This window comes from Methylobacterium aerolatum (assembly GCF_022179085.1).
Lineage (GTDB): Bacteria > Pseudomonadota > Alphaproteobacteria > Rhizobiales > Beijerinckiaceae > Methylobacterium > Methylobacterium aerolatum.
The window spans coordinates 62,054-77,942 of sequence record NZ_BPQE01000001.1 but is presented as its reverse complement, the minus strand read 5'-3'; the positions used below and the strand labels follow the sequence as shown (position 1 = coordinate 77,942).

13 protein-coding genes, 1 pseudogene and 2 riboswitches are annotated in these 15,889 nt (G+C 72.8%); of the genes and pseudogenes, 6 read left to right on the top strand and 8 right to left on the bottom strand.

Annotation, left to right across the window (positions count from 1 at the left end):
- Window positions 1-400: 400 nt before the first annotated feature.
- The 5 genes and pseudogenes from MFF06_RS00290 to MFF06_RS00270 form a co-directional block, all read right to left on the bottom strand.
- Window positions 401-2,062 (bottom strand): DEAD/DEAH box helicase, encoded by a 1,662-nt coding sequence (locus tag MFF06_RS00290; protein WP_238200972.1) that lies wholly within the window; start codon window positions 2,060-2,062, stop codon window positions 401-403.
- Between the two features lie 134 nt (window positions 2,063-2,196).
- Window positions 2,197-2,952, bottom strand: a pseudogene (cobF, locus tag MFF06_RS00285) (precorrin-6A synthase (deacetylating)); the annotation flags it as partial.
- Between the two features lie 84 nt (window positions 2,953-3,036).
- Complete coding sequence (locus MFF06_RS00280) at window positions 3,037-4,158, bottom strand: DSD1 family PLP-dependent enzyme (RefSeq protein WP_238200971.1); 1,122 nt, start codon at window positions 4,156-4,158, stop codon at window positions 3,037-3,039.
- A 23-nt stretch (window positions 4,159-4,181) separates the two neighbouring features.
- Window positions 4,182-5,321 (bottom strand): pyridoxal-phosphate dependent enzyme, encoded by a 1,140-nt coding sequence (locus MFF06_RS00275; protein WP_238200970.1) that lies wholly within the window; start codon window positions 5,319-5,321, stop codon window positions 4,182-4,184.
- A gap of 192 nt (window positions 5,322-5,513) precedes the next feature.
- A complete protein-coding gene (locus MFF06_RS00270; RefSeq protein WP_238200969.1) occupies window positions 5,514-6,776 on the bottom strand; it encodes a D-amino acid dehydrogenase in 1,263 nt (420 codons plus the stop codon).
- A 67-nt stretch (window positions 6,777-6,843) separates the two neighbouring features.
- A riboswitch (glycine riboswitch) is annotated at window positions 6,844-6,954 on the bottom strand.
- 3 nt (window positions 6,955-6,957) lie between these two features.
- A riboswitch (glycine riboswitch) is annotated at window positions 6,958-7,060 on the bottom strand.
- A gap of 176 nt (window positions 7,061-7,236) precedes the next feature.
- On the opposite strand from MFF06_RS00270, the gene MFF06_RS00265 reads away from it, so the two are divergent.
- The gene (locus MFF06_RS00265; protein WP_238200968.1) at window positions 7,237-7,707 is read left to right on the top strand and encodes a DoxX family membrane protein; all 471 of its coding nucleotides are present in this window, start codon (window positions 7,237-7,239) and stop codon (window positions 7,705-7,707) included.
- A gap of 46 nt (window positions 7,708-7,753) precedes the next feature.
- Here MFF06_RS00265 and MFF06_RS22605 read toward each other — a convergent pair whose 3' ends face one another.
- Together MFF06_RS22605 and MFF06_RS00250 are read right to left on the bottom strand one after the other, a co-directional pair.
- Window positions 7,754-8,980, bottom strand: a complete 1,227-nt coding sequence (locus MFF06_RS22605) for a family 16 glycosylhydrolase (protein WP_283207224.1) — start codon at window positions 8,978-8,980, stop codon at window positions 7,754-7,756.
- A gap of 577 nt (window positions 8,981-9,557) precedes the next feature.
- Window positions 9,558-10,166, bottom strand: a complete 609-nt coding sequence (locus MFF06_RS00250) for a glutathione S-transferase (protein ID WP_238200967.1) — start codon at window positions 10,164-10,166, stop codon at window positions 9,558-9,560.
- A 253-nt stretch (window positions 10,167-10,419) separates the two neighbouring features.
- On the opposite strand from MFF06_RS00250, the gene MFF06_RS00245 reads away from it, so the two are divergent.
- The 3 genes from MFF06_RS00245 to MFF06_RS00235 all read left to right on the top strand — a co-directional run bounded on the left by MFF06_RS00245 (window position 10,420) and on the right by MFF06_RS00235 (window position 11,776).
- Window positions 10,420-11,064, top strand: coding sequence for a L,D-transpeptidase (locus MFF06_RS00245; protein WP_238200966.1), 645 nt, complete (start codon window positions 10,420-10,422; stop codon window positions 11,062-11,064).
- Between the two features lie 11 nt (window positions 11,065-11,075).
- Window positions 11,076-11,369 (top strand): hypothetical protein, encoded by a 294-nt coding sequence (locus MFF06_RS00240; protein ID WP_238200965.1) that lies wholly within the window; start codon window positions 11,076-11,078, stop codon window positions 11,367-11,369.
- 158 nt (window positions 11,370-11,527) lie between these two features.
- Window positions 11,528-11,776 carry a hypothetical protein gene (locus MFF06_RS00235; protein WP_238200964.1) on the top strand — a complete coding sequence of 83 codons (249 nt, stop codon included), beginning with the start codon at window positions 11,528-11,530 and terminating at the stop codon, window positions 11,774-11,776.
- A 44-nt stretch (window positions 11,777-11,820) separates the two neighbouring features.
- Here MFF06_RS00235 and ggt read toward each other — a convergent pair whose 3' ends face one another.
- Window positions 11,821-13,587, bottom strand: a complete 1,767-nt coding sequence (ggt, locus tag MFF06_RS00230; protein ID WP_238200963.1) for a gamma-glutamyltransferase — start codon at window positions 13,585-13,587, stop codon at window positions 11,821-11,823.
- A gap of 359 nt (window positions 13,588-13,946) precedes the next feature.
- Between ggt and MFF06_RS00225 the strand changes: the two genes are divergently transcribed.
- Both MFF06_RS00225 and MFF06_RS00220 read left to right on the top strand, forming a co-directional pair.
- Complete coding sequence (locus tag MFF06_RS00225; protein WP_238200962.1) at window positions 13,947-14,885, top strand: glycosyltransferase family protein; 939 nt, start codon at window positions 13,947-13,949, stop codon at window positions 14,883-14,885.
- Complete coding sequence (locus MFF06_RS00220; protein ID WP_238200961.1) at window positions 14,885-15,877, top strand: glycosyltransferase family 2 protein; 993 nt, start codon at window positions 14,885-14,887, stop codon at window positions 15,875-15,877. The genes MFF06_RS00225 and MFF06_RS00220 overlap by 1 nt, the downstream gene beginning before the upstream one ends.
- Window positions 15,878-15,889 lie beyond the last annotated feature (12 nt).

Genomic DNA, 15,889 nt, shown 5'->3' with positions numbered 1-15,889 from the left:
TCGTCGGGCGCTGGTACCCCTCCCATGGTTAAGGTCTTAGGTGGCGGCGCCATCCCCCCGTCTCAATGAGCGGAGCCGTCCAGGGACGCGGGACGCTTCAGACTGCGGTGCAGCCCTGGATGACCCCGTCCGCGCGTCGGGACGCGGCGCTCGGGTGAGGGCGGTCCGAGGCCCCTGCCCCGGCCCCTCGTCATCGTGGGCGTGGGTTTTGGTGGGCGGGCCGCTTCCCGCCGCGGCGCAGCCCTGGATGGCTTCGCTTCGCGCGCCATGACGTCGAGGGGCTGAGACCGGGGGCGAGGGCGGTCCTGAGGTGGTGCAGCCCGTTGCACCGAAGGCGCCCGCCGCCCGTCCACCGGCCCCCATCCCCCATCCCCCATTTCCCATCCCCTGCCCCGCCGGATCAGGCCGCGCGGTCGGCGAGGCGGTGGACGTCGCCGAGGATCCGGCCGTCGGCGGCCCGGCAGGCGAGTTCCCGCGACAGGGCCTTGGCCGTCACCCGGACGGCGCCCAAGCCCGGCAGGTCGTCGGCGGCGCGGAGGAACTCCATCGCGTCCATCGGGGCGTCCCGGCCGCCGCCGAGGCCCCGCCACCACAGCACCGCCTTCTCCCGTTCGTAGCCCCTGCCCTCCGGGCGCAGGCGGACCCGCCAGGATTGCTCGCCCGCGGCGGGTTCGGTCCAGGCGAGCACCACGTCGAGCCCGTCCGGCGCCGCCTCCAGGTGCCAGGCGGTGAGCGGGTGCCACGCTCCGTCGGGGGCAGGGCCCTCCGGACGGCGGGCCGCCTCGGACAGGATCGGCAACTCGTCCTCGGCGGCGGCGTCGTGGCCGGGCTCGCGCTCGGTCTCCGGCTCGGTCCAGCACGCCTCGCAGGTGGAGGCGTTGAGGGCGATTAGGGCGCCGCAGCCGGGGCAGGGCTTGGCGCGCACGCCCCCTGCCCCGGCCCGTACGGCGATGGCGGTGCGGATGGTGACGGCATCGACCGGCCCGTGCATCCGCACCAGCCCGGCATAGTCGAGGATGAGCGCGTCGTCCTTGCCCGGCGCGCAGCGCAAGGCCCGCCCGACCTGCTGCACGTAGAGCCCGGTGCTCCGGGTCGGCCGCAGCAGGGCCACGAGATCGACGCCGGGGGCGTTGAAGCCCGTCCCCAGCACGCCCACCGAGGTGAGGCAGCGGATCCGGCCCTCCCGGAAGGCGGCGACGAGGCGGTCGCGCTCTCGCTTGGGCGTCCCGCCCTCGATGGTCTCGCAGGAGAAGCCCTCCGCCCGTACCGCGTCGCGCACGGCCGCGGCATGGGCGAGGCCGGCGCAGAAGGCGAGCCAGGAGCGGCGGTCGCGCCCGTACTCCACCATCTCGGCCACGGCGGCCCTGGTGATCCAGTCGCGGTTGACCGCCGCCTCCAGCTCGCTCGGAATGTAGTCGCCGCCCCGGCGGCCGACGCCCGTCACGTCGAGCTGGGTCAGGGTCGCCTTGGACATGAGCGGCGCGAGGTAGCCCCGGCGGATCAGGTCGCCGGTCCCGGCCTCGTAGGCGATGCGGGTGAAGAGGCGGCCCTCGCCCTCGTCGAGGCGCCCGGAATCGAGGCGGTAGGGGGTCGCGGTGAAGCCCGCCACCCGCATCGCCGGGGTGAGGGCGGAGAGCCCCGCCAGGAAGCGCCCGTAGCGGGTCTCGGCCGCGCGGGGGATCAGGTGGGCTTCATCCACGATCACGAGGTCCCGGGGGCCGACCGCATCGAGGCGGTCGGCGACGGACTGGATGGAGCAGGTGAGCACCTGTGCCCCCGCCTCCCGCCGCCCGAGTCCGGCGGAGAAGATCCCGGCCGGGGCCTCCGGCCAGTGGCGCAGCAGCTCCGCGTGGTTCTGGGCCACGAGTTCCCGGCTATGGGTGACGATGGCCACGCGGGCGAGGGGGTTTTGCGCCAGGGTCTCCCGCGCCAGGGCCGCGATGACGAGGGCCTTGCCCGCCCCGGTGGGCAGCACGACGAGGAGCCCCGTCTCCCCTCCCCGCCCCCAGGCGGCGTCCAGCGCATCGAGGCTCGCCCGCTGATAGTCCCGCAGCCGCAGCATCACGGGTTCCCAAAGGGCGAGCCCTTTGGCGGGTGCGGGGCGGAGCCCTGCGTCTCCCAGGGGCTCTGCCCAGGGGCGCCACTTTGGACCCCACCCAGGGACTTGTCCTTGGGGATCCCCGGTTTTCCCAGCGACAACAGGTAGATGTCCATGATCCAGCCGTGGCGGGCGCGGGCCTCGGCGCGGACGCGGCGGATCTCGTCCGCGACGTCGCCGAGGCGGCCCGCCACCAGGATCTCCTCCGGCGCGCCGAGATAGGCGCCCCAGTGGATCGTCAGGTCCGGGTCGAGGCCGGCGAAGCTCGGGTCGCCGTCGAGCATCACCACGACGCTCTCGGCGCCGGCCGGCCAGCCTTCCGCGAGCCTGCGGCCGGTGGTGATGCAGACCGCCCCGCCGATGGCATTGAGCGGCACCGCGTGCCGGGCGCAGAGCACCTGCACGCTGGAGAGGCCGGGAATCACCTGGCAGGCGAGGGCGAGGCGCCCCCTCGCCGCGATCCGGTCGAGGATGCGCAGGGTGCTGTCGTACAGGGCGGGGTCGCCCCAGACGAGGAGGGCGCCCACCTCCCCTGCCCCGAGATGGTCCGCGAAGGCCGCCTCCAGCCGCTCGGCCCGGGCGGCGTGCCACGCCTCGACGGTGGCGCCGTAATCGGCCGGCCGCCGCTCCCGGGGCGGGTCCTCCACGGTGACGAGGCGATAGGGCCGGGCGATGTGCGCCGCGCAGACGCGCCGCCGGACCTCCACGAGGTCCGCCGTCTCGGCGCGCTTGTCGAGGACGAACACGACATCGACCTGCCCGAGGGCGCGGACCGCCTGCAGGGTCAGGTGTTCGGGATCGCCGGTGCCGATGCCGACGACGCGGATGTCTTTGGGGATCGGGGTCTCGGTCATGTCACCGGCGCTCGTAGCGCAAACGGACCCTTCCTGCACGGCCGCTCGCGAGGGCGGGGAACTCCCCCGCCGTCGGGCGGCCTCCTACAACAAGGCCCCCCGCGCCGTCACCGGCCACAGGGCCTCGACGCGTCCGTCGCGCACGCCCACCAGCCAGTCGTGGACGTTCACCGTCGGGTCGCAATGGCCGGGGATCAGCCTCAGCCGGTCGTTGAGCCGGAGCACGTTGCCCGGATCGGCGATGACCCCGTGCTCGTCGGAGGCCTTGAGGTATTCGACGTCGCTCCGGCCGAAGACCAGCGGCATCCCGCTGTCGACGCTCTGGGCCTTCAGGCCGGCATCGCAGATCGCGATGTCGGGCTTGGCCTTGCTCATCACCGCCGTGAGGATGAACAGGCTGTTCTCGAACTCCGAGATCGGCCGGTCGCCCGAATCGCGCACCCGCTGGTAGTCCGCGTCCATGAACACGTACGAGCCGCACTGCAGCTCGTTGTAGACGCCGCTCGCGCCTTCCATCTCGAAACTGCCGGTACCGGCCCCCGCGACGATGGCGCAGGGGAGCCCCTCGGCCTCGAGAAGCGCCACGGTGCGCTTCGTCTCGTCGATGGCCGTCTGGATCAGCGCCCGGCGCTCCCCGTGGTCGCGGACATGCTGCGCCCGGCCCTGGTAGGCCTGGAGCCCGGCGAAGGCGAGCCCCGGCCGGTCGGCGATGCGCCGGGCGAGGGCGACTGCCGCCTCGCCCGGCGCGACGCCGCAGCGGCCCGCGCCGACATCGATCTCCACGAGGCACTCGAGGGTGGACCCCGCCTCCACCGCCGCGGCCGAGAGGTCGTCGACATTGCCGAGGTCGTCCACGCAGACCAGCACCCTGGCGCGGGTGGCCAGCGCCGCGAGCCGCGCGATCTTCTTGGGGGCCACCACTTGGTTCGACACCAGCACGTCGCGGAGGCCGGCCTCCACCAGGGCCTCGGCCTCGCCGACCTTCTGGCAGCAGACGCCGCAGGCCCCTCCCCGCTCGATCTGCACCTTGGCGATGTCGGCGGATTTGTGCGTCTTGGCGTGGGCGCGGTGGCGCAGGCCGTGATCCCTCATGTAGCGGCCGAGCTTGTCGACGTTGCGCTCGAAGGCGTCGAGATCGACCACGAGGCAGGGGGTGTCGATCTCCTCGACCGGCATGCCGACGGTGGCGGGGCTCGTGTGGGCCATGGCGTTCCTCCTGGGTGTGGGGGTCAGGCTCGGGCGTCGAGCAGGTCGGCGATGCGCGGCGTGGACTTGATGCCGGTTCCGGTGAGGACCGCGACGCTCGTCTCCCCGGCGCGGATCGCCCCGCGCCCGGTCAGGTCGGTGAGGGCCGCCGCCGCCATGGCGCAGGTCGGCTCGACGTAGAGGCCCGAGCGCGCGAGCCGGTGGAGGGCCGCCTCGATGGCCTCCTCCGACACCGCGACGGTGCCGCCGCCGGAGCGGCGCAGCGCCGCCAGCACCTCCCGCCCGCGCACCGGCTGGGCGATGGACGCCCCCTCGGCCAGCGTCGGCCGGGGCGTGATCGGCAGGGCCGCCTCCGCCCCCGCCGCGAAGCCGGCATGGAGGGGCGCGCAATGGGCCGGCTGGACGGCGTAGAGGCGCGGCAGCCGGGCGATCTCGCCCCGGGCGAGCAACTCGCGGAAGCCGATGTCGCAGCCGAGGACGTTGCTGCCCGCGCCGCAGGGGATGATCACCGCATCCGGCGCGCGGAAGCCCAGATCCTCCCACAATTCGTAGGCGAGCGTCTTGGTGCCCTGGAGGAAATGCGCCTGCCAGTTGTGGCTGGCGTAGAAGATCGACTCGGCCTGCGCCACGGCGGCGTCGGCGGTGTCCTGGCGGGTGCCGGGGACGAGCTCGATCTCGGCGCCGGCGGCCCGCATCTGCACGGTCTTGGCGGGCGAGGTCGAGGCGGGCACGAGGATCTTGGCGCGCATCCCGGCGGCCGCCGCGTAGGTCGCCACCGCCGCCCCGCCGTTGCCGGAGGAATCCTCCAGCACCGCCCCGATTCCCTGCTGCCGCAGGATCGAGAGCATCACCGCGGCGCCCCGGTCCTTGAAGCTGCCGGAGGGCGAGAACCATTCGAGCTTGAAATGGGCGTGGCCGCCGTCCCAGGGGCGCCGCACGAGGGGCGTGCAGCCCTCGCCCAGGGTGATCGGGTCGGAGACCGCCACGGGGAAGGCCCCGGCGTAGCGCCAGAGGGAGCGCGAGCCCGTGTCGATCCCCTCCCGCCCGATGCCCGGCAGGTCGGTGACCATCAGGGGCCGCCCGGCCTCCGAGCGCCAGCGCGGCGTGTCGATCGGGTAGGTCGATCCGTCGACGGGGTCGATGTAGGCGGGTTCGGTCATCATCGCGCCTTCCGGCGGCGATCGTAGCGCCGCGCATTCATTATTCAAAATTGCGAGTGTGCTTCGGGCCCTTGGCGTCAGCGCGAGCGCAGCAAAGCAACGCACGGTAGCGGGCCGCTTGCGATGCCGGCGCGTGCCTGGGTCGCTTCGCTTTGCTCGCGATGACGCCGTGACCCAGAGAAGAGACTCCCTCCCCTACGCCGCGAGCCTCACCCCCGCCGCCTCCGGCGCCAGCTCCGCCCCCACGGCCTCCGCGACGAGGCCGGCGGTGGCGCCCGAGAGGGTCCAGCCGAGATGGCCGTGGCCGGTGTTGTAGAACACCCCCGGCCGGCGCCCGCGCCCGACCTTCGGCAGCATGGACGGCAGCATCGGCCGCAGGCCGCTCCAGGCCACCACCCGATCGGTGTCGATGCCGGGGAACTGCTCGCGGGTCCAGTCCACCAGGGGCTGGATCCGGTCGTGGCGGATGTCGCGGTTGAAGCCGTTGAACTCGGCGGTGCCGGCCACCCGGAAGCGGTCGTCCCCGAGGCGGCTCGTGACGATCTTCGTCGCCTCGTCGAGGATGCTGACCTGGGGCGCGGCGGCCTGCGCCCGCGGGCTGTGGAGGTTCACGGTGATCGAGTAGCCCTTCACGGGGTAGACGTTCACCCGGTCGCCGAGCATCGCCGCGAACTCGCGGCTCGCCGTGCCGGCGCAGATCACCACCGCGTCGAAGCGCTCGGCCTGCGGCGCGGCCTCCCCCCGCCCGGCCGGGCGCCAGCGCACCACGTGCCCGCCCTCCTCCGGCAGGATCGCCTCGACGGCGGCATCCTGCACGAAGCGAACGCCCTTGCGGGCGCAGGCGGCGGCCAGCCCGCGGGTGAACTTGTGGATGTCGCCCGTGGCGTCGGAGGGGGTGAAGAACCCGCCGAAATACGAGCCCGAGAGGGTCGGCTCGATGGCCCGGATCTCCTCCGGCGTGACGGCGTAGCGGTCGAGCCCGCCCTGGGTCAGCAGGGCGTTGACGCCGTGCGCCTTCCGGAAGGCCGCCTCGTCCCGGTAGAAGTGCAGGATCCCGCGGGTCTTGAGGTCGAAGTCGATCCCCTCCTCCCGGGCCATGGCGAACAGCGTCTCCCGGGCGCGGATCGCGAGGCGCACCGTCTCCAGGGTGTTCTCGCGGTAATGGGCGATCTCGCGGACGAACTCGGCCATCCACGACAGCTTGTGCCAGGAGGGGGTGGGGTTCATCAGCAGCGGCGCGTCCCGCCGCGTCATCCAGCGCAGGCCCTGGATGACGGTCGAGACCTTGTTCCAGACCTCCGCGTTGCAGGCCGAGAGCTGGCCGCCATTGGCGAAGGAGGTCTCCATCGCGGCGTAGCGGTTGCGGTCGAGGACGGTGACTCGGTAGCCCCGGGCGTTGAGGGCGTGGGCGGTGGTCACGCCGGTGATGCCGGCGCCGATCACGGCGAGATGGGTCATGGGAGTGGCACTCCGAACCAGAGGACGCAGAGCGCCGGCGTCGTGTGAAGCCGGCCGGTTGCGCCCCATCTGTCCCGGTGCCTGAGAGCTTGATCCGGCGCCGCCTTGGCGGGGCGGTGTGGCCGGACGTCCCCTTCGGCGGGTGCCAGCGGGATGACCGCCGCACCGCTCTCCAGATCGCCCAGACGACACGGTTCTGGTGCCTGAGAGTTTCCGGGGCGGTTGCTCCGTCGGCGCCGGGCCGTCTCTACGCGGACGGTCCCGGTCTCTCCCGCATCGTCGTGATGGGCGGAGGCAGACTAGTCCCGAACGGCTCCGCTCGAAAGCGCGTCCGGGGGGCCTTCGGCGGGGTTTCCTATCAATCCGCCGCCCCTGTCACGGGACGGCGGCGAGAAACCTTCGGCGTCCTCGCGGCTTTCGTCGGCAGCCTGCCCCGGCCGGATCGGAGACGACAGCCCGGATGACCAGCCTCAGCCTCGGCGTCGGAATCGCCTTCCTCGTCCGCCTGCTCCTCGTGCTGCTGTTCCTGCCCTTCAGCGCCCTGGACAAGATCCTGAACTTCCGCGGCGCCGTGGGCCAGGCGAAGCAGGCGGTGCATGCCACCGGCCCCGCCGTGGTCCTGATCCTGCTCGGCCTGTGCGTCGAGATCGGGATGTCGGCCTGCATTCTGACGGGGATCTGCGACCGGGCCGCCGCCTTCGTGATGGCCGGCTATTGCGGCGTCACGGCGCTCCTCTGGAAGCGGTTCTGGGCGCCCGGCGACTTCTGGACCGGCGGGCGGGGCCGGGAGCTGTTCTGGGATTTTTTGAAGAACATCGCGCTGGCCGGCGGCTTCCTGCTCATCACCTTCGGCACCGGAGCGGCCACGGTCGAGGGCTTCTTCGCCGACCCGCTCGCCTCGTCGCATCCCTACGCCGTAGCGCCGCGCTGAGGTCCCGGGCCCGGGCCGGAGCGGGCCCCCGCCCGGGCGCGGGACGTCAGGCCAGGAGCCAGTCGTGGACGGCGAGGGACTGCGTTCCCGCGCTGAGGAAGGTCAGGTGGCTCCCGGCAACCTCGGCCCCGTTGTAGGTGGCGCCGTCGAGGTAGAGGTTCCGGTCGGTGGCGGGGGTGCCGTCGTAGGCGTCGTTGAGGAAGGTCAGGGAGACCCTGTGGTCGCCCGGAGCCCAGTCGCCGTGCAGGGTCAGGGTGTCGAACTGGTTGGCGCCGTGGGCGGCATGGGCCGTGTAGGTGCCGCCGACCTGCTTCCCGTCGACGGAGACGGTGTACTGGGCGTCGCCCTTGTAGGCGTCCTGGCTGATCTTGAGGACCAGGGTGTCCGGCCCGGTGCCGAGGCTCGCCGGGGAGGAAGACCCGGCCGGAACGGGGGCGGGGGAGTTGGCGCTGGTGGCGCCGTAGAGGCCGGGATCCTTCCCGTCGGGCGGCGAGACGGTGTCGAGGTTGACCGCCACCGCGTGGGGATCCTTGGAATAGGCGCGGATGTAGTCGATCTTCATCGTGATCGGCCCGCCGGCGGGGTCGGCATCGTCCTGCGTCGCGAGATCGGCCAGGAGGTACATCGGCCCGGTCATGTCGCTCGGGGTCGCCTGGGCGCCGACGAACTGGCCGTCCACGTAGAAGCTGATCTTATCCTTCTGCCAGTCCATGCCGTAGGTGTGATACCCGCCGGCCTGGCCGAGTTCGCTGTAGACCTGCCGGTTCACCTGCCATGGGATGTTCGGCGTCTGATCCGTCGTATGGATCGTGCTGTAGACGCCCTTGTCGTTGACGCCGTAATGCTCGACCACGTCGAGTTCCTGCCAGCCCGGACGCTGGTTGGGGTTCGGCGCCGGCTTGTCCGGCAGGAGCCAGAAGGCGTCCCATCCGCCCTTGGCGTCGGAGAAATCCGCCCGGATCTCGAAATACCCGTAGGTCTGCGAGAAATGGCCCTGCGTGGTGATCAGCCCCGATTCCCAGCTGCCCGGATAGCCCGAGGGCGTCCGGTCGGGGACGGCGGTGATCGCCAGGGCGCCGCCCGCGACCTTGAAGGGATCGTAGCCCGAGGCGGGATCGACGAAGGAGGACTTGCCGAACCCGATGTCGGAATGGGCGTCGTAGCGCCATTCGGAACGGATGTCCGCCCAGGTCGTGCCGGCGCCGGTCTGCGAGATGCTGCGCGCGTTGAATTCGTCGGAAAACGTCAGCTTGTAGCCAGTCAGGTCGATCACGGTCGTTTATCCTCTGATCGGCACAAAAATTCGGCAATATTGATGCAAATTTTATGCATCCGCCTGAATACTTGACTCCTACCACAAGCTCGGCGTGAGGTGATAAGCAACGTGCAACCAGCTTAATGGCCAGTAAATGCCCGTCACCGGCGAGATCCGGTGGAAATCATCATGGACGGGACCGCAATCCCCGGAATCGCGGCGTCGAACACCGATCCTGATCTTCGAATACTGTCGAGTGGCGCGCATCGGCGCCCTGCCGAGCCTCGCCCCGGGCGGTCGGCTTGCTGCCGGGTTGACCGGAGGCGAGGCCACGACACGGCCTCGATGCGGCAGGGTGTAAGCATCGAGCGTGCCACGGCGCGCCGATGGACTGTTCTGATCTGAATTCGTGCGATGCCCGCGCAATCGAATTGGCGGAACGACGCACCGATGCCTCGCGTGCGAAGCATCGGTGCGCGCCACCGGACATCATCATCGGTATTCGGCAATGGCGCCGTCGGGCGCGACCGGCTTCCCGGCGCGGTCCGCACGGCCCTCGGGGGGGGGCGGGACCGGATCCCGCCCGGCCCTCGCCTTACCCCTTGGGCGGCTCGGTGGCCGTCATCGAGGGCCGGCCCTCGAACACCGCGTACCACGCGGCGGTGGCGGGCCGCCCCTCGCGCCAGGCGAGGTCGGGGTAGCGGTAGTCGAGGTAGCCGAGGGCGCAGGCGATCGCGACCGTGCCGATGTCGAGGACCGGCATGTCGGCGACGACGGCCTCGATCCGGTCGAGGGCGGCCTCGATCTTGCCGATCTGGCCCGCGTCCCAGGCGTCCCAGCGCAGGCCCTCCGGGCGGAGCACCCGCTCGTAGCGGGTGATGAGGGCGGCATCGAGCAGGCCGTCGGCCAGGGCCTGCCGGACCAGGGCGTCCCAGCGCGCCTCCCCCTCGGGAAACAGGCGCGGACCCTTCGACCGGGCGTCGAGGAATTCGCAGATCACCCGGCTGTCGTACAGGCAGCTGCCGTCGTCGAGGATCAGGGCCGGGACCTTGCCGAGGGGGTTGTGGGCGGTGACGTCCGGGGCGCCGGCGGTGGGCGACGGGGTGGCGCCCTGCACCGTGATCGCGTCGGCCTGACCGGTCTCGTGGGCGAGCACCAGCACCTTGCGGGCGTAGGGCGAGGCGGGGGAATAGAGCAGCTTCATCGGCCGGTCCGGGGTTGGGGGCGGGGTCAGACCACGCAGGGAGGTGCTGCGGTAATCCAGTCCCGGAGCGAACGCGAGTCCCGCCCGCGCCCGGCTCCGCATCGTGACCCGGTGGACCGGGAACCGATGGGGTCCTACGGCGTAGCTCGCGAAGGGTCGTCCGTCACTCGGGCGAGCGCCCAGCCCCTGCCCGCTTCGCCCTCGACGTTCCGCTCACGAATCCCTTGCCACCGAGTCCTTGGGGGACCCCCAGATGCGTGCCCGATCCGCGACTCTCCTGTCCGTCCTCCTCCTCGCCCTCGCCGCCCCGGCGGCCCGCGCCGACGTGGCGATCACCGTCGACAAGGACACGCAGCGCATGAGCGTCGCGGTCGATGGCGTGCCGCGCTACTCCTGGCCGGTCTCCACCGGGGCCGGGAGCTACGACACGCCCTCCGGCAGCTTCCGCCCCTTCCGCATGGAGCGCACCCACTTCTCGAAGGAGTGGGACGACGCCCCGATGCCCTACGCCATGTTCTTCACGAACCAGGGCCACGCCATCCACGGCACGAACCATGTCCGCAGCCTCGGGCGGCCCGCCTCCCATGGCTGCGTCCGCCTCTCGGTGCGCAACGCGGCGACCCTGTTCGGCCTCGTGAAGGCGCAGGGCATGGGGCGCACGCAGGTGCGGATCGAGGGCGCCTCGCCCTACGTCGCCGAGGGCCGGGAGCGGGTACGCAGCGCCCGACGCGGCGCCGGAGCCGCCTCCTACGACGACGACCAGATGGGCATGCGCGGCGTCACCTACGCCGTCCCCGCCCGGAGCACCGGCGCCCGCGGCTACGGCCCCCGCTACTACGACGTCCCGGCCGGGATCGACGGCTACGGCCCCGCCTTCGGCGACGACCTCGGCTTCTGAGGGGGGCGGCCGTGAACGCCTCCCGGACGGCGACGGGTCTGCTGGCGGCCGCGCTGCTCGTGACGGCCGCCTGTCCGGCGGAGGCGCGCCCGCGCCATCCCCGCCACGCCGGGACGGCCACCGATTCGGAGCGCGGCCTCGCCCGGATGGCGCTGCGCGACCGGTCCGCCCTCTGGCCCGCCTGGGAGGACGGGCGTCCCCCGGAGAGCCGCCTCGCCCCGGCGACCCGGGAGCGGGTCGCGGCGCCGCCCTTCACGGGCTGGGGCTATGGCGGCACGGTCCCCGGAGCGTGGCCGGGGTTCTGACGCCGTGGCCGATCGGGTGAGCCACATCCGTTTCGGCGTGAGACGATCCGAGATTCCTTTAACCACCCTTCTTCGCGCGGCCTTAACGCCTGTCGAGGACACTTCCCGCGGCGCCTCGCCCATCCAGGGTGCGAGGGCAGTGGGAAGGGGACGATTCGATGAAGCGGTTCGCTGCGTTCGCTGCCACGTTGTCCGCCACTGGGCTCATGCTCGCCGCCCCGGCGCAAGCGAGCCGCGCCGAGTCCTTCCGCGCGCCGCCGGTGCAGCCGGCGAAGCCGTGGCTGCGCGGCCTGGAGCCCGGTACCACCGGCTCGATCGAGGGGCCCACGACGGCCGCCGCCGCCCGCCCCCCCTGCCCGCCCGAGCGCAAGATCGGCACCGGCGCCGGGTTCTGCGTGATCAACTGATCGCAGCCCCACCCCCGCCGGGCGCACCGGTTCCGGCATTCCGCCTAATGCCCGATCGCCGCGCCCGCCGGGCGGCGGTTGTCGTTCGCGCCGTAGATCAGGCCGGGGCGCATCCCCTCGGTGCGTGAGGAATCGTTGCCGGAGGAATCCGGCCCCTCCCCCGTCGGCGCCGCGCCCCTCACCGCGATCAGCTCCTGCGCGCCCCAGGGCGTCTGGACCTGGACGGCGTGGCCCATGCCCTTCAGGATCGCCAGCGTGTCCGCCGAGAGGGCGAAGGGTTCGGCGTAGACCGTGTCCGGGAGCCATTGGTGGTGGATGCGCGGGGCGTCCACCGCTTCCTGCGGCTGCATCCCGAAATCCAGCATGTTCATGATGGTCTGCGCGTTGATCGTGATGATCCGCGAGCCCCCCGGCGAGCCGACCACCATCACCGGCTTGCCCTCGCGCAGGACCAGGGTCGGGGCCATGGACGAGAGGGGGCGCTTGCCCGGCGCGATGGCGTTGGCGGTGCCCTGCACCAGCCCGAACAGGTTGGGCGTGCCGACCTTGACGGTGAAGTCGTCCATCTCGTTGTTGAGGAAGAACCCGGTGCCCGGCGCCATCACCCCGGCGCCGAAATACCCGTTGATCGTGTAGGTGAGCGAGACCGCGTTGCCCGCCTTGTCGAGGACGGAGATGTGGGTGGTCTCCCGCTTCTCCTCCGGCAGCAGGGACGGGTCCGGCCGCACCTCGGCGGAGGGCGTCGCCCGGTCGGGGCGGATCGTGGCGCGCATCCGGGCCGCGTAGTCCGGCGAGATCAGCGTCGCGACCGGGTTCTTCACGAAGGCCGGGTCGCCGAGCGTGGCGTTGCGGTCGGCATAGGCGCGCCGCATCGCCTCGACCATGAGGTGGACGCTGCGGGCCGAGTTGAACCCCGCCCCGGCGATGTCGTAGCCGTCGAGGATCGTCAGCATCTCGCACAGGGTCGTCCCTCCCGAGGAGGGTGGCGGCGCGGCGAGGATCGTCGCCCCGCGATAGGTGCAGGTGAGCGGCGCCTCCTCCGTGACGGTGTAGGCGGAAAAGTCCGCCGCCGTGAGGAGGCCGCCGCCCGCGCGGGAGGCCGCCTCGACCGCGCGGGGAATGTCGCCCTTGTAGAACGCGTCCGCCCCGCCCTTCGCGATGGCCTCCAGCGTCCCCGCGAGGTCCGCCTGCACCAGCCGGTCGCCGGGCTGGAACGGCGTCCCGTCCGGCCGCAGGAAGATCCGGGCGATGGCGGGATCCCTCGCGAAGCGGCGGGTGCCGGTGGCGAGGATGTCGGTGTCGCCCCGGGTGAGAACGAAACCGTCGCGGGCGAGCCCCACCGCCGGGGCGACGACGCGGGCCAGCGGCAGGGTGCCGTAGCGGGCGAGGGCGGTCGTGAGGCCGAGCACCGTGCCGGGCACGCCGGCGGCCTTCCAGCCGCGCAGGCTCGCCCCCTTCACCACGTTGCCGGCCCCGTCGAGATACATGTCCTGTGAGGCCGCTTCGGGGGCCTTTTCACGGAAATTGACGAAGCGGCTCTGCCCGTCGGCGGTGTGGAGCAGCAGGAAGCCGCCGCCGCCGAGGTTGCCGCAGCAGGGGTTCACCACGGCCTCCGCGAAGGCCACGGCCACCGCCGCATCGACGGCGTTGCCCCCCGCCGCGAGGATATCGGCCCCCACCCGCGAGGCGAGGGCTTGCGAGGAGACCACCATCCCGTTCTCGGCTTCGACGGCGGGGGCGGAGGCGGCCCAGGCCGCGCCCGTCCCGGCGAGCAGAACGGCGGCGAGTGCAATCCACAGACGAGCGGCCATCCCTGCCCCTTCCGGTGGCGAGAGCCGCCATTGCCGGGGGACTCTAGGGGTGGTGGTGGTGTTGGAGAAGGGGGCGGGGCCGTCGGCGCGGGTTCTCCCTCTCCCCGCCTGCTGGGAGAGGCCCCCCGGACACCATGTCGTGTCCGGGGGGAAGCGGCGGCGAGGGGGTCTTCCGGAGGTATCTCGTTCGGCACGCCCCCTCACCGTCGGCTGCCGCCTCGCTTCGCCCCCGACGAGGGGGGGGCACCCCCCCGTTCCGCACGGGCCAAGCCCCCCACACGCCCCCTCGGCCTCATGAAAACCGCATTGCGCCCTTCACCACGCAAGCGTCGAAAGCCGAGAGCCGGATCCGTTCCTCCATGCCGTCCCCTTCCCCGGAGCCGGCGGTTGCCGTCCCCGCCGGGGGGCTCGGCCGTATCGCCGCCGGGATCACCCTGTTCCGTCCGACGGAGGCCCAGATCGCGGCCCTGCCGCAGCGCCTGCCCGCCGGGCTCGGGCGCCGCTTCGCCTTCGCCAACTCGCCGCTCGCCCCGGCGGAGGCCGAGGCGCTGGCGCGGGCGGGCATCACGGTGCTCACCGATCCCGTCCGCCCCGGCGCCAACCTCGGCATCGCCGAGGCCCTGAACCGCCTCGTTGCGGCGGCGCGGGAGGCGGGGCTGGAGGCGTTGTACTGCCTCGATCAGGACGCGGCGGCCGATCCCGGCCTGCCGGAGGCGCTCCTGGCGGGGCGCGACCGCTTGGCGGCGCGGGGCCTGTCCCCGGCCGTGGTCGGCCCGGCCCCGGCGGCGGCGCCCGGCCACAAGGTCCCCGCCTACCCGTTCCGTCCCGGCGCCGACGCGGCGGAGGCCCTTCGCCCGGTGCAGTTCCTGGCGACCTCCGGCTCGCTGATCGACCTCCCCGCCGCCGCACGGGTCGGCCTCTTTCGGACGGATTTCTTCATCGACGCCGTCGAGCTCGAATGGTGTTTTCGCGCTTGGAGCCTCGGCCACGGCTGCTATTGCGATCCGGCCGTCTCCCTCCCGCACCGGGTCGGGGGAGGGACGATCCGCGCCTTCGGCATCGCCATGCCGCGCCAGCCCCTGTTCCGCATGGCGACCTACCTGAGGAACAGCGTCTACGCGTGGCGCCTGCCCCACCTGCCCCTGGCATGGAAGCTGAGGCAGGGGCTCTACCTGCCCGCCCAGGCGGCCCTGTACTGGGCCGATTCCGGCTGCCGCCCCGCCGTGCTCGCCCGCCTCGCCGCCGCCGCGCGGGACGGCCTCCTGGGCCGCCTCGGACCGCCGAGGAGCTTCGACTGATGGCCGACCTCGACGTCGTGATCGTCAACTGGAACGGCGGGGACCTGCTGCGGCAGTGCCTCGCCGCGCTGGCCTGTGCCGAGGGCGCGGAGCGCATCGCGGTGACGGTGGTCGACAACGCCTCCAGCGACCGCTCCCTCGAGGGCCTGCCCGCCCTCCCCGGCCCGTTCCGGCTGATCCGCAACGGCGAGAACCGCGGCTTCGGCCGGGCCTGCAACCAGGGTGCGTTCGACGTGGGCGATGCTTGGGGCGAGGCCCCGGCGATCCTCTTCCTCAACCCCGATGCCCAGGTCGCCCCCGACGCGCCGGTCCGCGCCCTCGCCGCCCTCCTCGCCGATCCCGGCACGGGCATCGTCGGTGCCCGCCTGCTGGAGGCGGACGGGACGACCGCCCGCTCCTGTGCCCGCGCCCCGGCGCCGGGGGCGATGCTCGGCCGGGCCTTCGCCCTCGACCGCCTGCGCCTCGTCCCGCCGCACTTCCTGCGCGAGTTCGACCACGGAACCGACCGGGAGGTCGATCAGGTGATGGGCGCCTTCCTGATGATCCGCCGGGACCTCTTCGCCGCGCTCGGGGGCTTCGACGAGCGGTTCTTCGTCTATTACGAGGACGTGGACCTGTGCCGCCGGGCCTGGGACACGGGCCGGTCCGTGCGCCACCTCGCCGGCCCCACCGCCCGCCATCTCGGCCAGGGCACCACCCGGCAGGCCAAGGCGCACCGCCTGTTCTACATCCTGCGCAGCGAGATCCTCTACGCGGGCAAGCATCACGGCCGGGCCTGGGCGCTCGCCCTCGCGGCGGCCGCCTTCTGCGGCCAGATCCCCCTGCGCCTCGCCCAGGCAGGGGCCCGCCGCTCCGGGGCCGAGGCGCGCGAGGTGCTCCGGGCCGCCCGCCTGCTCGCCGCCGCCCTCCCGGCGATCCGCGCGGACCTCCGGTCAAACCCCCTTCCCTCCCCCGCCGCCCCGGCGCGCCCGCGCCCCGGCGCGAGCGCCTGAGCGCCGACGAAG

What these genes read in the sequence shown, in the direction of transcription:
- MFF06_RS00290 (WP_238200972.1), bottom strand. Translation starts at nt 2,062, where the DNA reads ATGCTGCGGCTGCGGGACTATCAGCGGGCGAGCCTCGATGCGCTGGAC.
- MFF06_RS00280 (WP_238200971.1), bottom strand. Translation starts at nt 4,158, where the DNA reads ATGGCCCACACGAGCCCCGCCACCGTCGGCATGCCGGTCGAGGAGATC.
- MFF06_RS00275 (WP_238200970.1), bottom strand. Translation starts at nt 5,321, where the DNA reads ATGATGACCGAACCCGCCTACATCGACCCCGTCGACGGATCGACCTAC.
- MFF06_RS00270 (WP_238200969.1), bottom strand. Translation starts at nt 6,776, where the DNA reads ATGACCCATCTCGCCGTGATCGGCGCCGGCATCACCGGCGTGACCACC.
- MFF06_RS00265 (WP_238200968.1), top strand. Translation starts at nt 7,237, where the DNA reads ATGACCAGCCTCAGCCTCGGCGTCGGAATCGCCTTCCTCGTCCGCCTG.
- MFF06_RS00250 (WP_238200967.1), bottom strand. Translation starts at nt 10,166, where the DNA reads ATGAAGCTGCTCTATTCCCCCGCCTCGCCCTACGCCCGCAAGGTGCTG.
- MFF06_RS00245 (WP_238200966.1), top strand. Translation starts at nt 10,420, where the DNA reads ATGCGTGCCCGATCCGCGACTCTCCTGTCCGTCCTCCTCCTCGCCCTC.
- MFF06_RS00235 (WP_238200964.1), top strand. Translation starts at nt 11,528, where the DNA reads ATGAAGCGGTTCGCTGCGTTCGCTGCCACGTTGTCCGCCACTGGGCTC.
- ggt (WP_238200963.1), bottom strand. Translation starts at nt 13,587, where the DNA reads ATGGCCGCTCGTCTGTGGATTGCACTCGCCGCCGTTCTGCTCGCCGGG.
- MFF06_RS00225 (WP_238200962.1), top strand. Translation starts at nt 13,947, where the DNA reads ATGCCGTCCCCTTCCCCGGAGCCGGCGGTTGCCGTCCCCGCCGGGGGG.
- MFF06_RS00220 (WP_238200961.1), top strand. Translation starts at nt 14,885, where the DNA reads ATGGCCGACCTCGACGTCGTGATCGTCAACTGGAACGGCGGGGACCTG.